The organism is Micromonospora sp. LOL_021 (assembly GCF_048060215.1).
Classification (GTDB): domain Bacteria; phylum Actinomycetota; class Actinomycetes; order Mycobacteriales; family Micromonosporaceae; genus Micromonospora_E.
Genome location: NZ_JBHMIN010000012.1, coordinates 1 through 22,975, shown reverse-complemented (window position 1 = coordinate 22,975; position 22,975 = coordinate 1). Strand labels below are relative to the sequence as shown.

Genomic DNA, 22,975 nt, shown 5'->3' with positions numbered 1-22,975 from the left:
GGAGCGCTTACGGCGGTACCGGTCCGCTGTGGAGTGGTAATGCGCCCGATGTGAGCCCGTCACAACGATGTAATACTGGGAGCGCTCACAGAATCATCACCGCCGATCCCTGTCAAGAGGTGTCGTCACCCCCGGCGTACCACCCGCACCTGTCCGGCCGGCACCGTCACCGTCCCGGCGCAGTTCGCGCCGGTGATCAGCTCCGCCCCGGTGCCCGGCAGCTCCGCTGGGAGCGGCACCCTGGCGTCGGTGGCGGAGTGGTTGATCGCGATCAGGTAGTCGGCCGCCGGCCCGGTCCGGCGGACCAGCTCCACGCCGTCGGGGACGCCGGGCGGCGGTGCGATGCCCGCGTCGGCGTACACCTGGGTCATGACCGGGGCGAGCGTGGCGGTGTCGAGGCGGGTGGAGACGTACCAGGCGGTGCCGGCGCCGTAGGAGTGCCGGGTGACCGCCGGACCCCCGGCCGCCGGACCGTCGGTGTAGCGCAGCACCGCCTCGGCCCCGGCCAGCTCCACCGCCTCGGCCCACACATCACCGGTCAACCGGCCGTCCGGTCCGGTCCGGCCCTGCTCCTGCCCGGTCAGGCCCTCACCCAGCTCGACCGACTCGTCGGCGCGCAGCGGCAGGAACTCGTCCACGATCAACCCGAGCAGGTCCCGCAACGCCCCCGGGTACGCACCCGGGTGGACGGTGTCGGTGGCGTCCACGATGCCGGAGAAGTACGACACCAGCAGAGTCCCGCCGTCGGCGACGTAGCGGCGCAGGTTCTCCGCCGCCGCCGGGGTGGTCAGGTACAGGCTCGGCGCCACCACCAGCGGGTACTCGTCCAACGCAGCCTCGGGGTGGGCGAAGTCGACGGTCAACCGGTCGCGCCACAGCCGCTCGTAACAGGCCTCGACCCGTTCCCGGAAGTCCAGGTCGACCGAGGGACGCCACTCCAGCTCCACGGCCCACCAGGACTGCCAGTCCCACAGGATCGCCGCGTCGGCGACCACCGTCGTGCCGCGCAGCTCGTCGAGGCGGGGCAGCACCTCGGTGCCGAGCGCGACCACCTCACGCCAGATCCGGGTGCCGGTGCCGCCGTGCGGCACCATCGCCGAGTGAAACTTCTCCGCCCCGAACCGGGCGGCCCGCCACTGGAAGAACAGCACCGACTCGGCGCCGCGCGCCAGGTGGGCGAGGCTGTTGCGGGCCAGCTCGCCGGGGCGTTTGGCGATGTTGCGGGGCTGCCAGTTGACCGCCGAGGTGGAGTGCTCCATCAGCAGCCACGGCCGACCGCCGGCCACCGATCGGGTCAGGTCGGCGCACATTGCCAGCTCGACCGCGTTGTCGGCCCGCTCGGCCTGCAGGTAGTGGTCGTTGGCGACCACGTCGACCTCGTCGGCCCACCGCCAGTAGTCCAACGTCTTGCAGTTGGCCAGCATGAAGTTGGTGGTTACCGGCACGTCGGGGGTGTGCCGGCGCAGGATGTCGCGCTCGCGGCGGAAGTTGGTCAGGTGCGCGTCGGAGGAGAACCGCAGGAAGTCCAGCTGCTGGGCCGGGTTGACGGCGGTCGGCGCGGCGGTCGGTGCCTCGACCTCCGCCCAGTCGCCGTAGCGCTGCCCCCAGAAGCTGGTGCCCCACGCGGTGTTCAGCGCGGCCAGGTCGTCGCTGTAGCGCTTCCGCAGCCAGTCGCGGAACGCCTGAGTGGAGCCGGCGCAGTAGCAGAGGGCGTTGGCACCGCCGTACTCGTTGTGCACGTGCCACAGCACCAGCGCCGGGTGGGCGGCGTACCGGGCGGCGACCGCTTCGGTGATCCGGGTCGCGGCCTGCGCGTACGCCGGTGAGCTGGGGCAGAACGACTGCCTGGCACCGCCGCCGAGCACCGTGCCGGTGCGGTCGACCAGCCGGGTGTCCGGGTGCGCGCGACGCAGCCAGGCCGGCGGTACGGCGGTCGGGGTGGCCAGGTCGACGGCGATCCCGCCGTCGTGCAGCAGGTCCAGCACCTCGTCCAGCCAACCGAAGTCGAACTCGCCGGGGGCCGGCTCCAGCAGCGCCCAGGAGAAGATCCCGACGCTGACCAGGTTGACCCCGGCGGTGCGCATCAGTGCCACGTCCTCGGCCCAGACCTCGGCCGGCCACTGCTCGGGGTTGTAGTCCCCGCCGTACGCCAGCCGGTCCAGCCGGGGGATCGGTGGTCTCTGCACCATGTGACGCTCCGAAACTGTACGCGCTCCCAACACAACATCGGCATGATCTCACATGCCACAGCAGCGAAGTCAGCCCCGATGTGGCTCTTGACACAGCTACGTAGGGCACCAACACTGTGAGCGCTCCCAGATGTTTCCCCCTGATCACCAACCGATGACGGGCGAAAGACGAGAGGTGGAGATGAGACGCTCACTCGGCGCGAAGACAGTGGTCACGACACTTGCCGCCAGCATGCTCGCGGCCTGCGGTGCCGACTCCGGTGACGACGGCCCGGTCGAGTTGACCTTCTGGTCCTGGGCTCCGAACATCGAGAAGGTCGTCGACGCCTGGAACGCCGACCACCCGGAGATCCAGGTCACGTTGAGCAAGCAGGCTGGCGGCGGCGACATCGTCACCAAGCTGCTCACCGCCAACCAGGCCGGCAACCCGCCGGACCTCGCCCAGGTCGAGTATCAGTCGCTGCCCACCCTGGTCAGCAACGACGTGCTCGCCGACATCGTCGAGCTGGCCGGCGACGCGCAGAGCGCGTTCGCCGACGGCGTCTGGCAGCAGGTCACTCTCGGCACCGACGCCGTCTACGCCATCCCGCAGGACGCCGGGCCGATGATGCTCTACTACCGCGCCGACCTGTTCGAGCAGTTCGGCCTGACCGTCCCGGCCACCTGGGACGAGTTCGCCCGCACCGCGCGGGACCTGCGGACGCGGACCACCGACCACTACCTGGCCACGTTCTCGGCCAACGACCCCGGCTGGTTCGCCGGGCTGGCCCAGCAGGCCGGTGCAGCCTGGTGGGCGATCGACGGCGAGGCGTGGCGGGTCAGCGTCGACGACGCCGCCACCCGGCAGGTCGCCGAGTTCTGGGGTGGCCTGGTCGACGAGGATGTGGTCGACGACCAGCCGATGTACACCCCGGAGTGGAACCAGGCGCTCAACGACGGCACCCTGCTGGCCTGGCCGAGCGCCATCTGGGGGCCGGGTGTGCTGGCCGGCAACGCCGCCGACACCGAGGGCCTGTGGGAGATGGCCCCGCTGCCACAGTGGACCGAAGGGGCCGACGTCACCGGCAACTGGGGCGGTTCGTCCACCGGCGTCACCGAGGCATCCCCGCACCGGGAAGCCGCCGTCGAGTTCGCCACCTGGATGAACACCGACCCGGCCGCCACCGAGCTGCTGGTCCGCGAATCCGCCATCTACCCGGCCGCCCGCGACGCCCAGGCCGGCCCGGCACTGGCCGACCCGCCGGCGTTCTTCGCCAACCAGCCCGACTTCTACCCCCTCGCCCAGGAAATCGCCGACACCGCCGCCGGGTTCACCTGGGGGCCGAACGTCAACGTCACCTACCAGACGTACATGGACTCGTTCGCGGCGGCGATCACCGGCGGGACGCCGTTCGTCGACGCGGTCGCCGCGATGCAGACCGCCACCGTCGACGACATGCGCGACAACGGCTTCACGATCGCCGAATGAGCGCCGAATGAGTTCAGCGACGCCATTGGCCACCCGCGTCCGCGGCGGTGCGCCGCTGGCCGCCCGCGGCGGCGGCCGCCGGGGAAGGCGTACGGCGGTGCCGTACGTCTTCCTCACCCCGGCGGTGACGCTGTTCGTGCTGACCTTCCTGCTGCCCATCGGGTACGCCGTCCACCTGAGCCTGCACAAGGTGCAGGTCTCCGGTCTCGGTCTGGGCCGGGGCTCGCGTACCGAGGTCTTCGCCGGACTGGCGAACTACCGCGCCGCCCTGGCGGACCCGGCGCTGCTCTCCGGAGCGGCCCGGGTCCTCGGCTACGGCGCGCTGCTGGTGCCGGTGATGCTCGGCCTGGCGCTGCTGTTCGCCCTGCTGCTGGACCGCCCCCGGATCGGCCTGCAACGCTTCAGCAGGGTCGCGATCTTCCTGCCGTACGCCGTCCCGGCGGTGATCGCCAGCCTGCTCTGGGGGTTCCTCTACCTGCCCGCCACCAGCCCGCTCAACGACATGCTCGACTGGCTCGGCGGGCCGCAGCCCGACCTGCTCGGCACCGGCACGGTCTTCTACGCGGTCGTCAACATCGCGCTCTGGGGTGGCGTCGGGTTCAACATGATCGTGCTGTTCACCGCCCTGCGGGCCATCCCGCCGGAGCTGTACGAGTCGGCCCGCATCGACGGCTGCTCGGAGCTGCAGATCGCCTGGCGGATCAAAATTCCGCTGCTCACCCCGGCGCTGGTGATGACCACCGTCTTCACCATGATCGCCACCTTGCAGGTGTTCAGCGAGCCGATGACGCTGCGCCCACTGACCAACTCGATTTCGTCGACCTGGACCCCGCTGATGAAGATCTACCGGGACGCGTTCGCCACCGACGACCGGTACGCCGCCGCCGCGACCTCGGTGATCGTCGCCCTGGTCACCCTGGTGCTGTCGTTCGGCTTCCTGCGGCTGGTGCAGCGGCGGGCGTTCGGACCGGAGCGGTGATGGCCACTGCCCGAAGGCCGCAGCTGGTGCCCACCCTCGTGCTGCTGGTCGGCGCGGTCTACTGCCTGCTGCCGGTGGCCTGGGTGCTGGTCGCCGCCACCAAGAGCGGATCGAGCCTGTTCAGCACGTTCACCTTCGCCCCCGGTGACGCGCTGTTCGCCAACATCGCTGAGCTGTCGGCGTACCGGGGTGGGCAGTTCTGGCGCTGGGTGGCCAACACCGCGCTGTACGCCGGGGTCGGCGCGGCGGCCTCGGCGGCGCTGTCCGGGCTCAGCGGCTACACGCTGGCCAAGTACGACTTCGTCGGCCGGTCGGCGATCTTCAACATGCTGCTCGCCGGGGTGCTGGTGCCCGGGGTGATCCTCGCCGTGCCGCAGTACCTGCTGCTGGCCAAGGTCGGCCTGGCCGACACCTACTGGTCGGTCCTGCTGCCCAGCATCATCAGCCCGTACGGCATCTACCTGGCCCGGATCTACGCGGCGGCGGCGGTGCCCGACACGGTGATCGAGGCGGCCCGCACCGACGGCGCCGGCGAGTTCCGGATCTTCCGCCAGGTGGCGGTGCCGATGATGGTCCCCGGCCTGATCACGGTGTTCCTCTTCCAGTTCGTGGCGATCTGGAACAACTTCCTGCTGCCGTTCATCATGCTGGCCGACGACGACAAATTTCCCGTCACCCTCGGCCTGTACACCCTGCTGAACCAGGGTTCGACCACCCCGGCCCTGTACAGTCTGGTGATCACCGGATCGCTGTTGTCGATCATCCCGTTGGTGGCGCTCTTCCTCTCCCTGCAGCGGTACTGGCGGATCGACCTGCTGTCCGGATCGATCAAGGCCTAAGGAAGACAATGTGACCGTGGCCGGAACCGAGCGTAACCGGGCCCGCCCCGAGCGGGCCCGCCCCACCATGGACGACGTCGCCGCGGTCGCCGGGGTGTCCCGGGGCACCGTGTCGCGGTGGCTCAACGGCGGGCACAACGTCAGCGGCCCGGCCGCCGAGGCCGTCGAACGGGCCGTCCGCAAGACCGGGTACGTGGTCAACCAGCACGCCCGCAGCCTGGTCACCCAGCGGTCCGACTCGGTGGCGTTCATCCTGTCCGAGCCGCAGGACCGGCTCTTCGAGGACCCGAACTTCAACGCCCTGCTGCGCGGCTGCACCCAGGCGCTGGCCGAGCGGGACATCACCCTGCTGCTGACCATCGCCGGCACCTCCGAGGACCGCAAACGGGTCGGCCGCTATGTCACCGCCGGCCACGTCGACGGCGCACTACTGGTCTCCACCCACGCCGGCAGCCCGCTGATCGACGAACTGAAGGGGCGGGGCCTGCCGTTCGTGGTCTGCGGCAAACCGCTCGGTCACGGCCGCGACGTCAGCTACGTCGCCGCCGACGACCGCGACGGCGCCCGGCAGATGGTTTCCTATCTGCGCTCCCGGGGGCACCGGACGATCGCCACCATCACCGGCCCGTTGGACACCCCGGGCGGGGTCGAGCGCCTCGCCGGCTACCACGACGTGCTCGGTGACACCGACCCGCGGCTGGTGGTCGCCGGCGACTACACCCGGTCCGGGGGAGAGGCGGCGATGGAGCAGTTGCTGCGCCAGGCCCCCGACCTGGACGCCGTCTTCGTCAGCTCCGACCTGATGGCCGCCGGGGCGATCGCCGCGCTGCACCGGGCCGGCCGCCGGGTGCCGCAGGACGTCGCGGTCGGCGGTTTCGACGACTCCGAGGTGGCCACCGCGTCGCTGCCGCCGCTGACCACCATCCGCCAGCCGCTGGGGCGGATCAGCGCCGAAATGGTCCGGCTGCTGCTCGGCCACCTGGCCGGCGACTCACACGCCGCAGTGATCCTGCCGACCGAGCTGGTGGTACGCGGCAGCGCCTGACCCCGGTGCCCGGATCGGGTCTGCCGGGCGGCATCGGATCTGGCAGGCTGGTAACTGTGCTGACGGTGCCGGTGCGGCAGCTCGGGGAGACCGAGCGTGGGGCGGTGGAGCGGATTCTCGACCTCGACCCCTATGCGGCGCCGCAGGTCGCGGAGCGGATCGCCGCGCGCGGACTGGCGTGGTGGCGCTCGGACGGGCGGGTCTTCGGCTACGGGCCGCGCCGGCAGCTCGAGTCGCTGTGCTGGCTCGGCGGGCATCTGACCCCGGTGCACGCCTCGCCGGCTGCGGTCGCGGCGTTCGCCGACCGGCTCGCCATCGAGGAGCGGGTCTGTTCGTCGATCGTCGGCCGGGCCGACGCCGTGCTCGGGCTGTGGGAGCGGCTCGGCGGGCAGTGGGGTCCGGCCCGGGAGATCCGGGCCGACCAGCCGCTGCTGATCGCCGACCGGCCGCCGGCGGTGCCGGCCGATCCGGGGGTACGCCTGGTCCGGCCCGACGAGATCGACCTGCTCTTCCCAGCGGCGGTGGCCATGTACACAGAGGAGGTCGGCGTCTCCCCGGTCGCCGAGGACGCCGGGCGCGGCTACCGGCGGCGGGTCGCCGAGCTGGTCCGGGCCCGTCGCACGTACGCCCGGATCGTCGACGGCACGGTGGTCTTCAAGGCCGAACTGGCCGTCGTCACCCGGCACACCGCGCAGGTCCAAGGGGTCTGGGTCGATCCGATGTGGCGCGGCCGGGGGCTGGCCACCCCGGCGATGGCGGCGGTGGTCCGCGACGCGCTGCGCCGGGTCGCGCCGACCGTCAGTCTGTACGTCAACGACTACAACACCGCGGCCCGTCGGGTCTACGACCGGTGCAGTTTCCGCCGGGTCGGCTCCTTCGCCACCGTGCTGTTCTGAGCCCTGCCGTCGGCTACGAACAGATTCACCTGCTCGACTCCCTGCCCGACCTCGGCTGCCGGGTGATCGGTTGGTCGCGACCCGGCTACCTGCGCACCCCACTCGATGTCGGACGAACGTTCGCCGAGCAGGCTTACGCCGCCAAGGCACTACTCGACGAACTCGGAGTCGGCACAGTAGTCGTCTACGGCATCAGCGGTGGCGGACCGATCGCCATCGAATTCGCCCGCCGCTATCCCGAACAGGCCGAGGCGCTCATCCTCGAATCCGCCGTCACCCGCCACTACGCACCCGCCATATCGCCCATCGCCAAGACGATCTACCTGAGCCCGCTCGGCACCTGGCTGACCGCCCAACTCGTCCAACGCCTCCCCCGCGCAGCCCTGCACGACTTCGTCCGCCAGGAGTCCACCCTCGACCGGCAGGCCCGCCGCGCGACCGTCGACTGGATCCTCGCCGACGACCAGCGTCTGGCATACGCCAAAGCCGTCATGGCGGCGCTCACCCCGTTCGAGGACCGCGCCGCCGGGCTGGACAACGACCTTCGGCAATGGGCCAGGCTGGACGACTCAACCACCGCCGGCATCACCTGTCCGACCCTGATCCTGCACGGCACCCACGACGGCGACGCCGACCCGGCCCACGCCCGCCACGCCGCCACGACCATCCCGCAGGCCACCCTGTATCTGGTCCCCAGCGGCTGGCACCTGCTGCCTCTGTCGATCAACGGCGCGACCACACGACAAGCCAGGTCCACGTTCCTAGCCGAGTGACACCTGGTAGAGCCGGCCCGCCGTGGCACACGGATCCGGGGTCACCCGGGCGGCGGTGGCGAGCAACGAGCGTGGCTCGTCGTGTCGCCGGACGGTCCGCGGATCGGCGTCCGCCGGCAGCGGCAGCAGGTAGAGCTGGTCGACTCCCCAGGTGGCGATCCAGTCGCGCCGTTGCGCGACCGGGATGTCGGCGAAGTTGTCCGGGAAGAACGCCGTCCGCCGGCCGGTCAGGGCGCTGTGCCGGCCGACCTCCGTGCTGGTGACGATGGTCAGCGTCCCGTCGCTGCGGCAGCGCCGCAGCTCCTGCTCGACCACGCCGCCGGTGAGACTGTCCGGGTCCGGCGCCACGGTGGTGAGCTGGTATCCGAGCGCCCAGCCGGCCGGCAGCATCAGCAGCAGCACGCCGACGGCATGCCCGGTCCGCCGCCCGGTCAGCCGGGCCGGGACCGGGGCCCGCAGGATCAGCACGACTGCGGTCAGCAGCGTCAGCAGCACGGCCAGGCTGAGATAGCGTCGGCTCAGGTATCCGGTGCTGATCTCGGAGAAGGCGACCTGTGCGGTGAATGCGGCCAGCGCGGCCAGGCCGACCAGCAGCCATCGCGGCCCGTGGCGCAGCGGGATGCGGCCGCAGCGAAGCTGCAGTCTGCGGCTGCGGCGGAGCAGCAGGCCGGCGGCGACAGTGGTGGTCACGACGGTGGGTGCCCAGACCGCGGCCTTGGCCGCCTGCAGGGCAGCCGCCGGCGCGTTGCCGGCGAGCCGGGCCAGCCAGCCGATCGGGTCGTCGGCGGCGGTCGGAAGCTGGTCGACGTCGATCACGTCGGTGACGTACAGCTGCGGCACGGCCAGCGCGATGATGCGGTTGTCCGCCGGGAACGGCGTACCGAAGTGAACCAGCCCGTAGACCGCCCACGGCGATATCACGAGGGTGAAGACCAGGCCGGCCGGCAGCAGCCAGCGCCAGTCCCGGCGGCGGATCACGACCAGCAGCACCGCCAGGAGCAGCACAGCCGGCAGGGTGTCCGGTCGGGTGAGCACCAGGCCGCCGGCGGCGGCCCCGGCCGCCGGCCAGGCCAGCGCCGCTCGCCGATCGGTGCTGACCAGCGCGAGGAGCAAGAGGCTGAGCAGCAGCCCGGCCAGCGGGAAGGTCCGCGCGGTGAGCATCTCGTCGAGGAACGGCACGAAGCCGAGCAGGCCCACGGTGACGACCGGCCCGAGTCCGGGTACGCCGACGCGTCGGCCGATCACCGACAGCACCGCCGCCATGGCCAGCACGCAGCCTGCGGCGGCCAGCAGCCCGGCCTGCGGGCCGGTGCCGCTCAGCGCGGCGGTGACCCCGACCAGAATCGGCCAGAGCGGACCACAGCCCATCGAGTACGGCTCGGGCGACTGGTAGCTGTGCCGGGAGGCGATTCGGAAGAAGTCGCCGCCGAGGGTCTGGGACAGCTCGTAGTAGCGCCACGAGTCCGGGTTGTACGGCGGGCCGTCCCAGTAGTAGAGCAGCAGGACGGCCAGTACGCCGACGAGCGTCGCCCAGCCGGCGGCGGGCAGCCAGCCGGGCACCGACAGGGTCCGCCGGGCGTCGACCGGGTCGCTGGTCGGGTCCTCGGTCGGTCGCCCGGTGAGCCGGGTGAGCGTGCTCATGCCCCCGCCCCGATCGTCGCCGCAAGGTCGTCCGATGCGGCCGGGCGGTCGTCCGGTGCGCCGGTCACCTGATCGTGCAGGTACGGCCCTGGTGGTCCGGCGGTACGCCCTGGTGCCTCGGCCGGTTGGCAGACCACCACGTCGCGGACCGCGTACATCGGCCGGGCCCGCACCTCGACCAGGATCCGGGCCAGGTACTCACCGAGCACCCCGAGGATCAGGAACAGACCGGTGAATCCGCCGGACACCAGGATCGCCAGGGTGGTCCACCCTTCGATGGGGTCGGACTTGACGAGGAACACCGCGACCGCGTACGCGATGCCGGCGAGCGACAGGGCGCCGAACATCAGGGACAGCCGGTGTGCCACCCGTGGCCCGAAGTCGGAGAACGACAGCAGAATGTCGAAGGCCAGGCTCGACGTCTCCCGGTCCAGCCGCCGGCGCGCGGCGGTGTCCACCGTGGTCCGAGTGTACCGCAGGTGTTCGTGCCGGTGCCCGAGGATCGCGTACAGGGCCTTGCGGTAGCGGACCTTCTCCCGCATGGCGAGCATCGCGGCCAGCGTGCGTCGGGAGGTCAGTCTCAGACGCTCGGTACGCAGCGGGGTGTCGAGGTCGCTGTACCGGTTGACCAGGCGGTAGAACATCCGGCTGCGCAGCGGCCCGTCGTCGCCGCTGGCGGTGACGATGTCGCAGCCGCCGGTGGTGGCGCGTTCGTACATCCGGGCGAGGACGTTCAACGGGAAGTCCACTGTCGGGCTTTCCAGTTCGAAGACCCAGTCGCCCATCGCCCGGTCCAGCCCGGCCTTCATCCCGGCCTCCACGCCGTGCCGTCGGGCCAGCCGGACCATCACCGCGTTGAGCTGGTACCGGTCCGCGTACTCGCGCACCAACGGGGTGGGGTCGACGGTGGAGTTGTCGTCGACCATCACCAGTTCGTGCAGGTCGAAGTGCTCGCTGAGCCAGGGCCCCAGCTGCGCCAGGAAGCGGTCCAGATCCGGGTCGTCGCGGCAGTAGAGCACGAAGCTCACGAAGGTCTGGTACGGCACAGCGCCTCATCCAGGTCGTAGATCGTGTTGACTTTCCCGCTGAACAACGTGATGAACGGAGGGTGCACGCTCTCGGTCCGGATCAGGGTCGGACGGGAGTCGTCGACCTCCGCCGTCCGCAGCACGGTCTTGACCGTGCACAGGCTCTCGACCTGGCGTAGCTGTCCGGCTGTCGGCAGGAACCGACGGGTCAGGGTGTGCATGTACGGGTAGCCGCTGGCCGGCCGGGCGGGGCAGGTCCCGCAGTTGGCCAGGGCGCCCGGCGCGCAGCCCGGCGTCCGGCGCTGGCAGGGAAAGGTCGGTAGGGTGTCGGTGCTGGTCAGCCGGGGGGTGTAGGCCACCGCGCTGAGGCTGTGCCAGGGGGTGTGCCCGAACGGCATCAACGAGAAGAACGGACCGTCCAGCACGGTGACCGCCGCGTCCCGGTGGGCCGGGGCGTCGACCAGCACCATCTCGCACAGTTCGTACTTGAGCCGCACCGGCGGCAGGCCGAACGTGGCGAGCAGGGCGTTGGTGCCGGCGTAGGTCGCGTTGACGACCGCGCCGGCTTCCACCCGGGTGCCGGACCGCAGGGTCGCCCGCCAGACCGTACCGTCGCGTCCGGCCTCGACCACGGTGTCGCCGAGGAACCACCGCAGCCGGTCCGCGTGGGCGTCGAGGCGGGCCAGCAGTGCGGTGCGCAGCGCCGGTGCGTCGAAGCTGAACTCGTCGGTCTCGTACGCCGCCTCGACGGTGCCGGCCAGGAAGAACTCGGCCGGGTCGATCCGGCTGGCCGGCACCCCGACGGTGGCGCAGAACTTCTCGAAGTAGGCGGCGTCCACGAAGGAACCCTCCGCCGCGATCGCGTACACGCTGCGGAAGCGGTGGTTGACCGCGGTGGGGAAGTCGCGCAGGAACCGTTCGTAGTAGCTGGCTGACCGCAGCGCCGTGTACACGCTGCGCGGGTAGTGGTAGCCGTTGTGGCCGCGGGCCTGGTTGATCAGGCTGGCCCGGACCAGCGGGCGCCGGTCGATGTCGACCACCGCGACGGACCCGCCGTCGGCGAGTTGCCCCCGGGCGGCCCACAGCCCGAAGACTCCTGCGCCCAATATGAGCGTATCAACAGAAATGCCCCCTCTACCCACGGCAAAAAGCTAGCATCCATCTTGTCCCGATTTGTCGCTTAGTGAGAGGTGAGTCATGCTCACAGGTTTGGTCGGCCACACCGGCTTCGTCGGCGGCAACCTGGCCCGACAACGCGCCTACGACCTCAAGGTCAACCGGGCCACCGTCGCGGCCATCGACGGGCAGCGGTTCACCCGGCTCGTCATCAGCGCCGCCCCCGGCGTCAAATGGCGGGCGAACGCCGACCCGGACGCCGACCGCGCCGCGATCGACGCCCTGACCAGCCACCTGCGCACCACGACGGCCGACGAAGCCGTCCTCATCTCCACCATCGACGTCTATCAGCGGCCGCAGGGCGTCGACGAGGCGACGTCCGTCGAACCGGCCGACCACCCGCAGGCGTACGGCCGCAACCGGATCCGGCTGGAACGCTTCGTCCAACGGCACTACCCGCGCAGCCTGGTGGTCCGGTTGCCGGCCCTGTTCGGGCCGGACCTGCGCAAGAACCTCGTCTACGACCTGGCGACCGGGCGCACCGAGGAGTTCTGCCACCGCGACTCGACGTTCCAGTTCTACGACCTGCGGCGACTCACCGCCGACCTGGACCGGGCCGTCGCCGCCGGGCTGAGCCTGGTCAACCTGGCGACCGAGCCACTCGCCGCGCAGACCGTGGCACAGCAGGTCTTCGGACGCACGCTGACCTGCGACACGGTGGCCCGGGTCGACTACGACATGCGAACCCGGCACGCTTCGGTGTTCGGCGCCGACGGGCCGTACGTCAGTGGCCGCGACGAGACGATCACCCGGCTGCGGGAGTTCGCCGACGACCGGGCGGCAGGTGCGCGCCCGGCCGGAGAAGGCGTGCGTCCGGCCGGAGAGCGGGTGGCGGTCTGATGTCCGAGCCGACCATCAAAGTGGCGGTGAGCAACATCGCCTGGCAGCCCGCCGACGACGAGAAGGTCGCCGACCTGCTGCGCCACGCGGGAGTCGCCGGCGTCGAGGTGGCGCCCACGAAGATCTGGCCGGACCTGACCGAGGTCTCCCTCGACCAGGCACGCGCGTACGGGCGGACCTGGGCCCGCGCCGGGCTGCCGGTGGTCGCCGCCCAGTCGCTGCTGTACGGACGCCCCGAGCTGACGGTGTTCGGGCCGCGCCGAGAGGATCTCGTCGCGTACCTGTGCCGGGTGATCGACCTGTGCGCCGCGATGGGCGCCACCGCGCTGGTCTTCGGCAGCCCGCGCAACCGCCGACGCAACGGCCTGCCGGACGAGACGGCGGACCGGATCGCCGCCGACGTCTTCGGCCGGCTGGCCCGCCGGGCACACGCCGCCGGGACGAGCCTGTGCCTGGAGGCCAACCCCGCCGAGTACGGCGCCGACTACCTGGTCCGGGCGGAGGAGGCGGCGCGGCTGGTGGCCGCCGTCGACTCACCTGGGCTGCGGCTGCACCTGGACACCGCCTGCATGGCGCTGGCCGGTGACGACGCGGCGGCCTGCGCCCACAGTTTCGCCCCGCTGCTGCGCCACGCCCATCTCAGCGAGCCCGACCTGGCGGCGGTCGGCACCCCGGACCGCGCCCACGCCGACTTCGTCGCCGCACTGCGGGCCGTCGGCTACGACCGGTACCTGAGTGTGGAGATGCGCCCGTCGGACGGCGATCCGGTCGCCGCCGTCGATCGCGCCGCCCGGTACGCCGTGGCACTGTGCGGTGAGCGGCCATGACCGGCACCCGACAGCTCGACGTCCCAGGCGACCAGGTACCGGGCGACCAGGTTCCACCGCTGGCCCGAGACCACGACCGGCGGATCCCGCGCCACGACCGACGCGACTTCGCCCCCCGGCGCAGCCGGTACGCGGTGGTGGTGCCGGTGCTCAACGAGGGCGACCGGCTGTGGGCGCAGCTGCGCCGGATGCACGACCACGGACACGGCCTGGACGTGCTGATCGCCGACGGAGGCAGCACGGACGGCTCCCTCGCCGACAACTTCCTGGCCGCCCACGGCGTACGGTCGGTGCTGGTCAAACGCGGTCCGGGCCGGCTCAGCGCGCAGCTGCGGATGGCCTTCGCCGCTGCTCTGGACGACGGCTACCACGGGGTGGTCACCGTGGACGGCAACGGCAAGGACGGCGTCGAGGCGATCGGCCGGTTCCGGGACCGGCTGGATGACGGGTACGACTACGTGCAGGGTTCCCGGTTCGTCCCGGGCGGCGTGGCGGTCAACACGCCCTGGTCCCGGTACCTCGGCATCCGGCTGCTGCACGCACCGATGCTGTCGGCCGGCGCGCGGACCTGGTACACCGACACCACCAACGGCTTCCGGGGCCACTCGGCCCGGCTGCTCGCCGACCCCCGGGTCGGCGTGTTCCGCGACGTGTTCGACGCGTACGAGCTGCTGGCGTACCTGCCGGTGCGGGCGGCCCGGCTGGGGCTGCGGGTCTGCGAGGTGCCGGTGACCCGCGCCTACCCGGCGGGAGCGGTGCCGACCAAGATCAAAGGCCTGTCCGGGAACCTGGACCTGCTGGCCGTCGCCGCCCGCGCCGCCACCGGCCGCTACGACCCGGCACCCTGACCGGCCGCCACGACCCGGCACCCGACCAACCCAGCGGCGGATCGCCCGGCGGAGCTCAGGCCAGTAGCAGGGTCAGAGTGAGCACGACGGCGGTGACGGTGACGGTGGCCACCAGCCCGGTCCAGCGCAGCCACGGCCGGCCGGACCCGGTCACCGGCAGCCGTCGCCAGCGCAGCGCACCGGCCGCGACCCCACCGACGGCGAGTCCGGCGGCCACCGCCCACCAGCCGGCCCACACGTCGTGCCAGGCACCGGCGAGGTACCCGATCAGCAGGTAGAGCAGCGCGGTCGACGCCGAGCCGATCACCTTGAGCCGGTCGGTGACCGGCAGCCACCGACGCCGGCCGCCGAACGCGGTAGCCGCCGGGGTGACCGCGGCGGCGAGCAGCAACACCACGGTGACGCCGATCAGCAGCGGCCCGGCCCCGGCGGCGTCGCTGTCGCTGGCCACCCCGAGCAGCGCCAGCCCGATCGGTTCGACACCCTTGTCGGTGTTGCCGAGCACCACCACGCCGTCGCCGGTTGCCGGGTCGAAGCCTACGTACGAGCGGAAACCGCCGGTCCCGCCGTCGTGCCAGGTGATCGCCCGACCGTCGTACGTGGTGGTGAACCAGCCGTAGCCGATCCGGCGGGTGTCGTCGTCGGCGGTGAACCGGGGCTGGGTGGCGTCCGCGCCGGGCGCGGAGCCGTCGAGCAACGCGGTGACCAGCCGGGCCAGGTCCGGGGCGGTGGACCACAGGCCGATGCCGGCGCCGGCCAGCCCGGAGCCTTGCCACGGGTCGGCCGTGCGGCCGCCGGCGGTGGATCCGGTCGCCGCACCGGCTGGCGGGTCGGCCCCGTCGAGGGCGTGGCCGGTGTCGCCCATGCCGAGCGGGCCGAGCAGCCGCCGCTCGACCAGCGCCGGGTAGGAGCCGGCATCGGCCGGGTCGGCACTCCCGGTGTGCTCGGCCTGGTCAGCCTGCTCGGCCAGCGCGATGCCGAGCAGCGCCGCACCGAAGTTGGAGTAGTGCACCTCGCCCCGGCCGTCGCTGACCCGGGCCCGGGTCAGCGACGCGCGGATCCGGTCGACGTCCAGGCTGGCGTACGGGTCGGTGCCGCGCAGCGCCGCCAGTGTCATGGTGAGCGTGGCGGTCGGCCCGGCTGTCGGCAGCCGGGGCAGCCCGGACCGGTGGCTGGCCAGCTCCGTCAGGGTGATCTCACCGACCGCCGGGTCGGCGAACTTCTGACCGGGCAGCGCTTCGGCGAGCGTGGTGTCGGCGTCGACCTGCCCGGCGGCGATCTGGTCGGCGAGCAGCATCCCGGTCAGCGTCTTGCCGATCGAGCCGATCTCGAACGGGGTGTCCGGCCGCACCGGCTGGCCGTCGCGGCCGACCAGACCGGAGGTACGGTCGCCGAGTCCGGCGACCCGTACCTGCCCGTCGGCGATCCGGGCCACCGCGAGACCCCGGTAGCCACCGGGGTCGTCGATCACCGCGCGGACCTCGGCGGCGAGCGCGAGGTCACCGCTGTCGGCGTCGCCGAGGCGGGCCGGCCAGGGCGCGATCAGCGCGGCGAGCAGCCCGCCGACGACGGCGACGGCCGCCGCGACGATCAGCGCGCGGGTACGCGTCGGGGTCACCGGTGCGCTCCGGAGAGGACGATCAGCAGGGGGACGACCCGCTCCGGCGGTACGGCGTACTGCCCCCGGGTTGACGAGCGCAGCCAGCCGGCGCTGACCAGTTGCCGCAGGTGGTGGTAGAGCTGACCGGTGGTGCCGAGCCCGTCGACCTCGGCCAGGGCGGCGACGGTCCGGGTGCCGGCCAGGATGCGCCGGACCAGCAGCAGCCGCACCGGGTGGGCGAGCGCGGTGAGGGTGTCGGCGTACCCGGTCCAGTCGGCGTCGAGCAGGTCGTCGACGGTGTGCCCGTACTGCCAGTCGTAGTGCTCGCCGGTCGGCAGGGTGACTGTGCCGGTGTAGAGCACCGCCCCGGCGGTGCCGCCGACCTGGGCCTTGAGTCCGTCGAGCGCCCAGAACGGGTTGCCGGTGTCCGGTCCGACGGCGTTCGGTCCGGTCGACGCGTCGCTGATGGCTCGGTCGGCGTCGACGGCTCGGTCGGCGTCGATGCGCGCGACGAGGTCCTGCACGGTCCGCTCCAGGGCGTTGACCCGCTCGGCCAGCTCCGGCTCAGTCATCACCCCACTATTACGTAGTTACGTAACTTCTGCAATCGGAGTAGGTCGGCTCGCGGGCCACCTGCCCCGCAGTCGCCACGCACCACGCCACGATCAGCAGCAACAGCAGCCGCTCCAACGTGCCGACCAGCAGGCTGCCACCGATCAGCAGCATGCCCAGCCCGACCGCGGCGGACAGCGGCAGCGCGGCGGCGGCCCCGAGCAGCGCCAGCCGACGCAGCGGGCAGGTCGACACCGGCGACCAGAACACGGCGATCATCGCGAAGACGCAGCAGGCGACGGCGACGATGCTGGCCCCGCCGTGCACCAGGTCGGTCGCGGTGACCGGGTCGTGCGGCGGCAGTGGGCAGCCGTCCCGGCAGGAGACGGTCGCCGAGACCGTCGTCGCGCCGGCCGCCGCGACCAGCAGCCAGGCGGCGGCGCGGACCGGGCGCAGCGCCCCGGCGAGCAGCAGCAGGCTCACCGCCAGGGCGAGCAGTCCCGACTGGTACGCCACTACGTAGCCGCCGTCGCCGACCCCGGACTCGCTGACGTACCCGCGCAGTCCCGGACCGGGACCGGCGACCACCGCGACCGTCACGGTCACCGCCCCGCCGACCGCGCCGGCCGCTGCCCCGACCGCCCACCACCTGGTACGCCTCACCCGCCTACGGTGTCACGTGGTCCCGGCTCACATGGCTGCGGTGTCACGTGCGCCGGTTCGGATCGGCGTCCCCGCCCGCCGGATGTGTCGGTGGTGCCGGCCGGTGGTGCCGGACCGGTCGGATCACCGCCCCCGGCCGCAGCAGCGCCACCAGCCGGGCCTGGACGTGTCGGGTGACGCCGTCCCGGCCGTCGTAGTTGATCTGCGCGCCGATCAGTTGCACCCATCGAATCCCGTCTTCGATCGACACGTCGCCCACGTGCTGCACCCGCAGCCGGAGCGCGCCGATCCCGTACCGGTAATCGGTTTCCGATATCTTGATCACGTCGCCGACCTCGACCGGAAGCTCACTGTTGCTCATTGTCGTCCATCCTTTCCGGCACCATTTCCGGTGGTTGCAGGCCGTGTAGTTGCAGTACCGCGCGGACCCTTCTGGCCGCCGGGTCCCGGTGCCGGTCGAGGTAGGCCAGCGCCTTGCGGAACGGCCGGCAGTACACCTGCCCGCACGGCAGGCAGCCGTCGTTGCGGCGGGGCATGTGCCGGGTGACCAGCCGTCGGGCGTGGGTGATCACGTCATCGTGTGCGGTGGTGTGCTGCGGGCCCGCGTTGGTGGGCAGCCGGCGTAGTTGTCGCGGTAGTCCGCCGATCCCGTCGTTTCTTGGCATCCGTTGACCTCCCGAGTGGAGTGTCGAGTCGAATTTCCCTCCACTCCACCCTGGACTTCTCCAGCCGGTCAGCGGAAGATAGGTCAGCGGCAATCCGCACCCATCTACCGGACAATCACCTGTATCCGAAAGGTGTGCACCGTGAATACACTTCCGGAAATCCTCCGTCAGCTGCGCAGCGAGCGCTCCGTCACCCAGGATCAGGTCGGTGAGGCGATCCTGGTCTCCGGTTCGCTGATCGCCGCCTTCGAGCAGGGCCGGCTGGTCCCGCAACCGGACACCGCCGCGCGGCTGGACGAGTTCTTCGGCTCGGGCGACCGGGTCCGCAAGTCGGCGGCCGAGGCAGCCGAGGCCCGTGAGCTGGAGCGGGAGCGGCGCCGGATGGCCCAGGCGGTCTGGTTCCGCCCGTGGGGCCAGCTGGAGGAGTCCGCCACCGCCCTGCGGTACTACGAAGCGTCTCTCGTCCCTGGCCTGCTGCAGACCGAGGAGTACGCCCGATCGGTGCTGGACAGCGGCCTGCGCAGTCAGCGCGAGGTCGACGAACTGCTCGCCGTCCGGATGGAGCGCCAGTCCGTCGTGCTGGGCCGCGAGGATCCGGCGATCTGCGTGTTCATGATGGACATGGCGGCGCTGCGCTCGGCGCACCCGGCGATGGCCAAGGCGCAGTTGGAGCGGCTGTTGGCCGAGTCGGAGCGCCACCGGACCTTCGTGCACGTGGTGCCGGACGGGGTCGGCATGCACATCGGCCGGTCGGTGTCGTTCGTGCTCGCCTCGCTCGACAACGGTGCACTCGCTGGATACATGGAGGATATTTTCGAGGGCCGGCTTGTCACCGAGCCGGCGCGGGTGACCGGGCTCGATCGGGCGTGGCACACTGTCAACGCGCTCGCCCTGAACGCGGCCCAGTCCCGGGATCTGATCCGGCAGATGGTGAGGGAGCTATGACCACCGAGCCGATGTGGCGCACGTCCCGCCGCTCGAACGCCTCCGGCGGCAACTGTGTCGAGGTCGCCGACAACCTGCCCGGCCGGGTGCTGGTCCGCGACTCCAAGGACCGCACCGGCGGCACCCTGGCCTTCGACCCGCCCGCCTGGTCCGCCTTCGTCTCCACCGTCAAACGCTGAGCCGCATCAGTCGCTGTAGTGGTACCGGGCCTTAATAATCTTCACCTCCTTCTCGTCGGCCCGGTACACGAGGCGGTGTTCGTCATCGATCCGCCGCGACCAGTAGCCGGACAGGTCGCCTTTCAGAGGCTCCGGCTTGCCGACGCCGGTGAACGGGTCGCGCTGGATCTCGCCGACCAGGCGGGTGATCCGGCGCGCCTTCTTCCGATCCGAGGCGAGCCAGAAGAGCAGGTCCTCCCATGCGTCGGGATCGAAGTCGACCCCCCTCACTCCTCGCCCCCGGCCATCTCCCGTAGCTCATCCATGGTCCTGGCGATCGAGGGGCCGCCCGCTCGGTCCCGGGCGACGGCCTCCATGAGCCGCCTCGCGTTCGCGGGAGACCGCAGCAGGTACACGGTCTCTTGCCAGGCGTCGTAGTCCTCCGCCGACATGAGCACCACGTCCCCGCTGCGCGAGCTGATGCGTACCGGGTCGTGGTCGTCGTTGACCTGCGCGATGAGGGGGAACAGGCGCTGCCGTGCTTCGCTTGCGCTGATGGACATGGTTGCGCTCCTTCCAGCAGCCGGTACAGGAATACCGTACCGATTATGGTACCTAAAACCTGTACGACTTTGGTCGCTGAATGGCGAAGCGCGCGGCGGATGCCGGGCTGGCGTCGAGGATGCGTACGAGGCGGCGCTTCAGGCACCAAACCCGGCGATAGCGCAGCGTGATGGTTAGCCAACCGAGCGACGTGCTTGCGTCGTCGAGGGTCAGTTGCCGGTGCCGAGGTTGGCCATCATCGCGGCCGGGTAGCGGTCGCCCCGTGCCGAGCCGGCCGGCACGGCCTTCTCGATCTCGGCCAGGTCGTCCGCGGAAAGTGCCAGGTGGGCGGCGGGCAGGGCCTCGGCCAACCGATTGCGGGTACGGGCGCCGACGAGCGGGACGATGTCGCCGCCCTGGGCTGCCACCCACCCGATCGCCAGCTGGGCCACGGTGCAGCCCTTCTCCTCGGCCACCCGCCGCAGCGCCGCCACCAGGGCCAGGTTGTGTTCGACGTTGTCGCCCGAGAACCGTGGCATCCGGCTGCGGTGGTCACCCGGTCGCGCTTCGGTGTTCTGCCAGTGGCCCGAGATAAGGCCTCGGCTCAGGACTCCGTACGCGGTCATCCCGACGCCCAGTTCCCGCAGCGTCGGCAGCACGTCGGCCTCCACCCCGCGCGAGATCAGCGAGTACTCGATCTGCAGGTCGGCGATCGGGTGCACGGCGTGCGCCCGGCGGATCGTCTCGGCGCCCACCTCGGACAGTCCCACATGCCGCACGTACCCGGCTTCGACATGTCTTTGATCACGCCCACCGTCTCCTCGATCGGCACGTCCGGGTCCAGCCGTGCCGGCCGGTAGATGTCGACGTAGTCGACACCCAGCCGGGTCATCGCGTTGACGAAGACGAGGAGCATGATCCTGATCCGCTGCGAGAAGTCGCGCGGCCGGGTAGGACCCGCGAAGCAGGCGCCAGATGACCCGGCCGGCAGGGCCGCACGAGGTCTGTCTGCAGCCCGGCCAGCCTCGATCAGTAGATCAGTTGAGAGGTCTGAATATATCGATAATTGCCGGTAAGGTCGTGCTTGCATGTCCTTCCCGAGATGGGAGCATCTGTGAGTAAGATCAGAAGCATCCTGGTAGGGGGCGTCATCGTCGCGTTGGTCGCAGCCGTGCCTGCGTCAGCCTCTGCAGAGCCTGGGAAGTCGGAGGTGTCTGACATCGCGCCGGCGATAGAACCGGCCACAGACGAAGCGCACAAGTACGCCCAGCTCTTCGCTCGCCAGGAGAAACTCAACGATGCGGCTGACGCCATCCGGGTGGCAGCCGGTGACCTGGCTCTGTCGGGTTTCGCTGGTGACCGAGTTGATCCCGCCGCCAACACCCTGACTGTTTACTGGCACGGTGAGCTGACAACGGCGGTCGAGATCGTTATCGCGAAGGTGCGCCGGGCTGGAATTGACGTCGAGGTGCGGGCCGCAGCCTACTCGCTGCATACCCTTGAAAAGGAGGCTGACCGTCTCGCGGGACAACAGTTCTCGTCTGGCAACGTCGTGCTCGTCGGCCCGGCCCCGGACGGCAACAGCCTTGAAGTCGGTGTCAAACTGGCCGACGGCGACAGGCGCGCATCTACCGATCTGCGCCAGGTGTCTGATGAGCTAACCGGTAGCGTGAAACTGGACGTGTCGCTCGAGTCGCCCGCCGAGTTTACGACCCGGTTCGCGGACACCCAGCCCTACTGGGGTGGCGCGCTCATCCTGAATGGTGGTGCCTGTACCTCAGGCTTCGGTGTGCGAGGCAACAACGGCGCAGCCCGCTACCTGCTCACTGCGGCGCATTGCGGTGCTGGGCAATGGCGAACGGGCAACGGCACCGTGATCGGCAACACCCTTTCCAACACGACGGTCGAGTACGACGGCATGCTGATCCTCACCAACGCTGGCTACAGCGTGTACGAGGGCCCATCCTTCGCCAGCGGCGACACCAACACGGGTCGCAACATCAGCGCTGCGTCCACCAACCACGTCGGCAACCTCGTCTGTTCCGGTGGATCCTTCTCCGGCTCCGCCTGCGGCTGGACCGTCCAAGCGCTCAACCAGACCCTCACGCCCATCGGTGGACCCACGATCCGAGGCCTGGTCCGAGCTGAGGGCGCGAACCGCGTCGCCGCTGTCGGCAACGGCGATAGCGGCGGCCCGGTCTATGTGCAGTCCGGCAACAGCGGCACGGCCCGCGGCATCATTAGCCTACGCTCGGCGAACCGCGACGAAATTGTGCCCTGCAGCGGAGTACCCAGCGGAGACATCAACGATCCCAACTCCCGGCAATGCTCGTGGAAGTGGTGGTACGTCGACATCAACGAGCAACTTTCCCGGCTCAGCGTGAACTTCCTCACCCCCTGACATTGTTGTTCAGCTACTGGTCGGTCCGGACGGAATTCCGTCCGGACCGACGGAGAAGGGCGCGAACTCAGCCGAGCCCCGTTCCACCACGATCGGCTTCCGATAATGGTCAGATAGTCTCTCCGCCTCACCTGCTGCCCCATCCGCCGTCATCACCAGCACAGCTGAGCCGTCGGGCGACGGACCCGCGCCAGAAACAGCGATACCTTCGCTGCGCCAGTACTCCACATCGGCCATGACCCGCTCGGTCAACACCAGCATCTCCTGCTCCGAGAGCCGGGCGTCCGCGAATCGGATGTCGACGTTGGCGAACCGATTCCGGACCACCACGTCGAGATCGCTGCCCGGCTTACTATAGACGGTCATCGTCCCGGCGGGCTCATCCAGTATGATACCCGCATACCATCGTGCGTACCTCGTGCGCAGCAAATCCTCTACCTGCTCCGCAGCTTGGTCAGGCCTGGCCCCACCAACGTCGTCTCCCACGGCGCACCCAGAAACGGCCAGCACCACGGCGACAACCAAGGCCAAGATTCTAGTCTTGCTGGGCACTACGCTTCTCCTCACTACACGAGTACTACCTTTCGCATTCGACGTTGCACGGGCTGCCCGGGTTCCCGTCCTGCTGCATCCCATGGGTCCTCGCATGGGGACGGTGAGCGCGCGGTGGGTCGGCGGATTGAAGCAGGCACAGATTGTCTTTGTCGACCATCACCGTTGGCGTCACGTCGTCGGACACACCCTGGGCTCCCGGGGGCCGGCACGGACACTTCGCTGACGGCCTGAGCCGTAGGTCCGGTGGTCGGCGTCACCGCAGATCGAGCTGCATGAGCACCTGAGAGGGTGTTTGCGATAGGTGTCAGTCGGGCCAGTCGTAGGCGCGGCGTTGTTGTCGGCGG

Annotated in this window: 24 protein-coding genes and 1 pseudogene; 12 read left to right on the top strand and 13 right to left on the bottom strand. The window is 70.7% G+C overall.

The genetic code is table 11. From position 1 onward, the window contains the following. Positions 1–125: 125 nt before the first annotated feature. Entirely contained in the window at positions 126–2,189 is a 2,064-nt protein-coding gene (locus tag ACFHWT_RS10660) for a beta-galactosidase (RefSeq protein ID WP_416594448.1), read from the bottom strand. A gap of 181 nt (positions 2,190–2,370) precedes the next feature. On the opposite strand from ACFHWT_RS10660, the gene ACFHWT_RS10655 reads away from it, so the two are divergent. The 6 genes from ACFHWT_RS10655 to ACFHWT_RS10630 are packed head-to-tail and all read left to right on the top strand — an operon-like array spanning position 2,371 to position 8,189. Next, the gene (locus tag ACFHWT_RS10655) at positions 2,371–3,657 is read left to right on the top strand and encodes an ABC transporter substrate-binding protein (protein WP_416594447.1); all 1,287 of its coding nucleotides are present in this window, start codon (positions 2,371–2,373) and stop codon (positions 3,655–3,657) included. A 7-nt stretch (positions 3,658–3,664) separates the two neighbouring features. Further along, positions 3,665–4,636: a carbohydrate ABC transporter permease gene (locus tag ACFHWT_RS10650; protein WP_416594446.1), complete on the top strand. Its 972-nt coding sequence runs from the start codon at positions 3,665–3,667 to the stop codon at positions 4,634–4,636. Then, complete coding sequence (locus ACFHWT_RS10645) at positions 4,636–5,475, top strand: carbohydrate ABC transporter permease (RefSeq protein WP_416594445.1); 840 nt, start codon at positions 4,636–4,638, stop codon at positions 5,473–5,475. The genes ACFHWT_RS10650 and ACFHWT_RS10645 overlap by 1 nt, the downstream gene beginning before the upstream one ends. Positions 5,476–5,491: 16 nt before the next feature. Continuing rightward, on the top strand, positions 5,492–6,520 hold the full coding sequence (locus ACFHWT_RS10640; RefSeq protein ID WP_416594444.1) for a LacI family DNA-binding transcriptional regulator: 1,029 nt from the start codon (positions 5,492–5,494) through the stop codon (positions 6,518–6,520). Positions 6,521–6,576: 56 nt separating this feature from the next. Continuing rightward, positions 6,577–7,416, top strand: a complete 840-nt coding sequence (locus ACFHWT_RS10635; protein WP_416594443.1) for a GNAT family N-acetyltransferase — start codon at positions 6,577–6,579, stop codon at positions 7,414–7,416. Beyond that, positions 7,371–8,189 carry an alpha/beta fold hydrolase gene (locus tag ACFHWT_RS10630; RefSeq protein ID WP_416594442.1) on the top strand — a complete coding sequence of 273 codons (819 nt, stop codon included), beginning with the start codon at positions 7,371–7,373 and terminating at the stop codon, positions 8,187–8,189. Before ACFHWT_RS10635 ends, ACFHWT_RS10630 begins: the two co-directional genes overlap by 46 nt. Here ACFHWT_RS10630 and ACFHWT_RS10625 read toward each other — a convergent pair. Genes ACFHWT_RS10625 through ACFHWT_RS10615 form a run of 3 tightly spaced genes read right to left on the bottom strand, consistent with a single transcriptional unit; the run spans position 8,178 to position 11,964 of the window. Beyond that, positions 8,178–9,830: a hypothetical protein gene (locus ACFHWT_RS10625; protein WP_416594441.1), complete on the bottom strand. Its 1,653-nt coding sequence runs from the start codon at positions 9,828–9,830 to the stop codon at positions 8,178–8,180. The two genes, ACFHWT_RS10630 and ACFHWT_RS10625, sit on opposite strands and share 12 nt — an antisense overlap. Then, the gene (locus ACFHWT_RS10620) at positions 9,827–10,876 is read right to left on the bottom strand and encodes a glycosyltransferase (protein WP_416594440.1); all 1,050 of its coding nucleotides are present in this window, start codon (positions 10,874–10,876) and stop codon (positions 9,827–9,829) included. Before ACFHWT_RS10620 ends, ACFHWT_RS10625 begins: the two co-directional genes overlap by 4 nt. Next, the gene (locus ACFHWT_RS10615; RefSeq protein ID WP_416594439.1) at positions 10,855–11,964 is read right to left on the bottom strand and encodes an FAD-dependent oxidoreductase; all 1,110 of its coding nucleotides are present in this window, start codon (positions 11,962–11,964) and stop codon (positions 10,855–10,857) included. Before ACFHWT_RS10615 ends, ACFHWT_RS10620 begins: the two co-directional genes overlap by 22 nt. 91 nt (positions 11,965–12,055) lie before the next feature. Between ACFHWT_RS10615 and ACFHWT_RS10610 the strand changes: the two genes are divergently transcribed. From ACFHWT_RS10610 to ACFHWT_RS10600, 3 genes are read left to right on the top strand one after another with little or no spacing between them, the layout of a single operon-like run. Next, positions 12,056–12,874, top strand: coding sequence for a hypothetical protein (locus tag ACFHWT_RS10610; RefSeq protein WP_416594438.1), 819 nt, complete (start codon positions 12,056–12,058; stop codon positions 12,872–12,874). Then, positions 12,874–13,701: a sugar phosphate isomerase/epimerase family protein gene (locus tag ACFHWT_RS10605; RefSeq protein ID WP_416594437.1), complete on the top strand. Its 828-nt coding sequence runs from the start codon at positions 12,874–12,876 to the stop codon at positions 13,699–13,701. Before ACFHWT_RS10610 ends, ACFHWT_RS10605 begins: the two co-directional genes overlap by 1 nt. After that, on the top strand, positions 13,698–14,549 hold the full coding sequence (locus ACFHWT_RS10600) for a glycosyltransferase family 2 protein (protein ID WP_416594436.1): 852 nt from the start codon (positions 13,698–13,700) through the stop codon (positions 14,547–14,549). The genes ACFHWT_RS10605 and ACFHWT_RS10600 overlap by 4 nt, the downstream gene beginning before the upstream one ends. A gap of 55 nt (positions 14,550–14,604) precedes the next feature. Here ACFHWT_RS10600 and ACFHWT_RS10595 read toward each other — a convergent pair whose 3' ends face one another. The 5 genes from ACFHWT_RS10595 to ACFHWT_RS10575 are packed head-to-tail and all read right to left on the bottom strand — an operon-like array spanning position 14,605 to position 18,029. Next, positions 14,605–16,167, bottom strand: a complete 1,563-nt coding sequence (locus tag ACFHWT_RS10595) for a serine hydrolase domain-containing protein (protein ID WP_416594435.1) — start codon at positions 16,165–16,167, stop codon at positions 14,605–14,607. Beyond that, positions 16,164–16,721 (bottom strand): ArsR/SmtB family transcription factor, encoded by a 558-nt coding sequence (locus tag ACFHWT_RS10590; RefSeq protein ID WP_416594434.1) that lies wholly within the window; start codon positions 16,719–16,721, stop codon positions 16,164–16,166. Before ACFHWT_RS10590 ends, ACFHWT_RS10595 begins: the two co-directional genes overlap by 4 nt. A gap of 10 nt (positions 16,722–16,731) precedes the next feature. Then, a complete protein-coding gene (locus tag ACFHWT_RS10585) occupies positions 16,732–17,364 on the bottom strand; it encodes a DUF998 domain-containing protein (RefSeq protein WP_416594433.1) in 633 nt (210 codons plus the stop codon). Between the two features lie 43 nt (positions 17,365–17,407). Next, positions 17,408–17,725, bottom strand: a complete 318-nt coding sequence (locus ACFHWT_RS10580; protein ID WP_416594432.1) for a hypothetical protein — start codon at positions 17,723–17,725, stop codon at positions 17,408–17,410. Further along, on the bottom strand, positions 17,712–18,029 hold the full coding sequence (locus tag ACFHWT_RS10575; RefSeq protein WP_281553933.1) for a hypothetical protein: 318 nt from the start codon (positions 18,027–18,029) through the stop codon (positions 17,712–17,714). Before ACFHWT_RS10575 ends, ACFHWT_RS10580 begins: the two co-directional genes overlap by 14 nt. A gap of 141 nt (positions 18,030–18,170) precedes the next feature. Here ACFHWT_RS10575 and ACFHWT_RS10570 point away from each other — a divergent pair, with 141 nt between their 5' ends. After that, a complete protein-coding gene (locus ACFHWT_RS10570) occupies positions 18,171–18,974 on the top strand; it encodes a Scr1 family TA system antitoxin-like transcriptional regulator (RefSeq protein WP_416594431.1) in 804 nt (267 codons plus the stop codon). After that, entirely contained in the window at positions 18,971–19,153 is a 183-nt protein-coding gene (locus ACFHWT_RS10565; protein ID WP_416594430.1) for a DUF397 domain-containing protein, read from the top strand. The genes ACFHWT_RS10570 and ACFHWT_RS10565 overlap by 4 nt, the downstream gene beginning before the upstream one ends. 6 nt (positions 19,154–19,159) lie before the next feature. Here the strand turns inward: ACFHWT_RS10565 and ACFHWT_RS10560 are convergent, their stop codons facing one another. The 3 genes and pseudogenes from ACFHWT_RS10560 to ACFHWT_RS10550 form a co-directional block, all read right to left on the bottom strand. Then, a complete protein-coding gene (locus ACFHWT_RS10560; protein ID WP_416594429.1) occupies positions 19,160–19,423 on the bottom strand; it encodes a Txe/YoeB family addiction module toxin in 264 nt (87 codons plus the stop codon). Then, positions 19,420–19,695: a type II toxin-antitoxin system Phd/YefM family antitoxin gene (locus ACFHWT_RS10555; protein WP_416594428.1), complete on the bottom strand. Its 276-nt coding sequence runs from the start codon at positions 19,693–19,695 to the stop codon at positions 19,420–19,422. The genes ACFHWT_RS10560 and ACFHWT_RS10555 overlap by 4 nt, the downstream gene beginning before the upstream one ends. Positions 19,696–19,905: 210 nt before the next feature. Next, positions 19,906–20,567 (bottom strand): annotated as a pseudogene (locus ACFHWT_RS10550) (aldo/keto reductase). Between the two features lie 318 nt (positions 20,568–20,885). Between ACFHWT_RS10550 and ACFHWT_RS10545 the strand changes: the two are divergent. Continuing rightward, on the top strand, positions 20,886–22,076 hold the full coding sequence (locus ACFHWT_RS10545; RefSeq protein WP_416594427.1) for a S1 family peptidase: 1,191 nt from the start codon (positions 20,886–20,888) through the stop codon (positions 22,074–22,076). Positions 22,077–22,085: 9 nt separating this feature from the next. On the opposite strand, the gene ACFHWT_RS10540 is transcribed toward ACFHWT_RS10545, so the two are convergent. Then, positions 22,086–22,628, bottom strand: a complete 543-nt coding sequence (locus tag ACFHWT_RS10540; RefSeq protein ID WP_416594426.1) for a hypothetical protein — start codon at positions 22,626–22,628, stop codon at positions 22,086–22,088. Between the last annotated feature and the right edge of the window lie 347 nt (positions 22,629–22,975).

What these genes read in the sequence shown, in the direction of transcription:
- ACFHWT_RS10605 (WP_416594437.1), top strand. Translation starts at nt 12,874, where the DNA reads ATGTCCGAGCCGACCATCAAAGTGGCGGTGAGCAACATCGCCTGGCAG.
- ACFHWT_RS10555 (WP_416594428.1), bottom strand. Translation starts at nt 19,695, where the DNA reads ATGTCCATCAGCGCAAGCGAAGCACGGCAGCGCCTGTTCCCCCTCATC.
- ACFHWT_RS10655 (WP_416594447.1), top strand. Translation starts at nt 2,371, where the DNA reads ATGAGACGCTCACTCGGCGCGAAGACAGTGGTCACGACACTTGCCGCC.
- ACFHWT_RS10580 (WP_416594432.1), bottom strand. Translation starts at nt 17,725, where the DNA reads ATGAGCAACAGTGAGCTTCCGGTCGAGGTCGGCGACGTGATCAAGATA.
- ACFHWT_RS10660 (WP_416594448.1), bottom strand. Translation starts at nt 2,189, where the DNA reads ATGGTGCAGAGACCACCGATCCCCCGGCTGGACCGGCTGGCGTACGGC.
- ACFHWT_RS10650 (WP_416594446.1), top strand. Translation starts at nt 3,665, where the DNA reads ATGAGTTCAGCGACGCCATTGGCCACCCGCGTCCGCGGCGGTGCGCCG.
- ACFHWT_RS10610 (WP_416594438.1), top strand. Translation starts at nt 12,056, where the DNA reads ATGCTCACAGGTTTGGTCGGCCACACCGGCTTCGTCGGCGGCAACCTG.
- ACFHWT_RS10600 (WP_416594436.1), top strand. Translation starts at nt 13,698, where the DNA reads ATGACCGGCACCCGACAGCTCGACGTCCCAGGCGACCAGGTACCGGGC.
- ACFHWT_RS10575 (WP_281553933.1), bottom strand. Translation starts at nt 18,029, where the DNA reads ATGCCAAGAAACGACGGGATCGGCGGACTACCGCGACAACTACGCCGG.
- ACFHWT_RS10590 (WP_416594434.1), bottom strand. Translation starts at nt 16,721, where the DNA reads ATGACTGAGCCGGAGCTGGCCGAGCGGGTCAACGCCCTGGAGCGGACC.
- ACFHWT_RS10645 (WP_416594445.1), top strand. Translation starts at nt 4,636, where the DNA reads ATGGCCACTGCCCGAAGGCCGCAGCTGGTGCCCACCCTCGTGCTGCTG.
- ACFHWT_RS10565 (WP_416594430.1), top strand. Translation starts at nt 18,971, where the DNA reads ATGACCACCGAGCCGATGTGGCGCACGTCCCGCCGCTCGAACGCCTCC.
- ACFHWT_RS10625 (WP_416594441.1), bottom strand. Translation starts at nt 9,830, where the DNA reads ATGAGCACGCTCACCCGGCTCACCGGGCGACCGACCGAGGACCCGACC.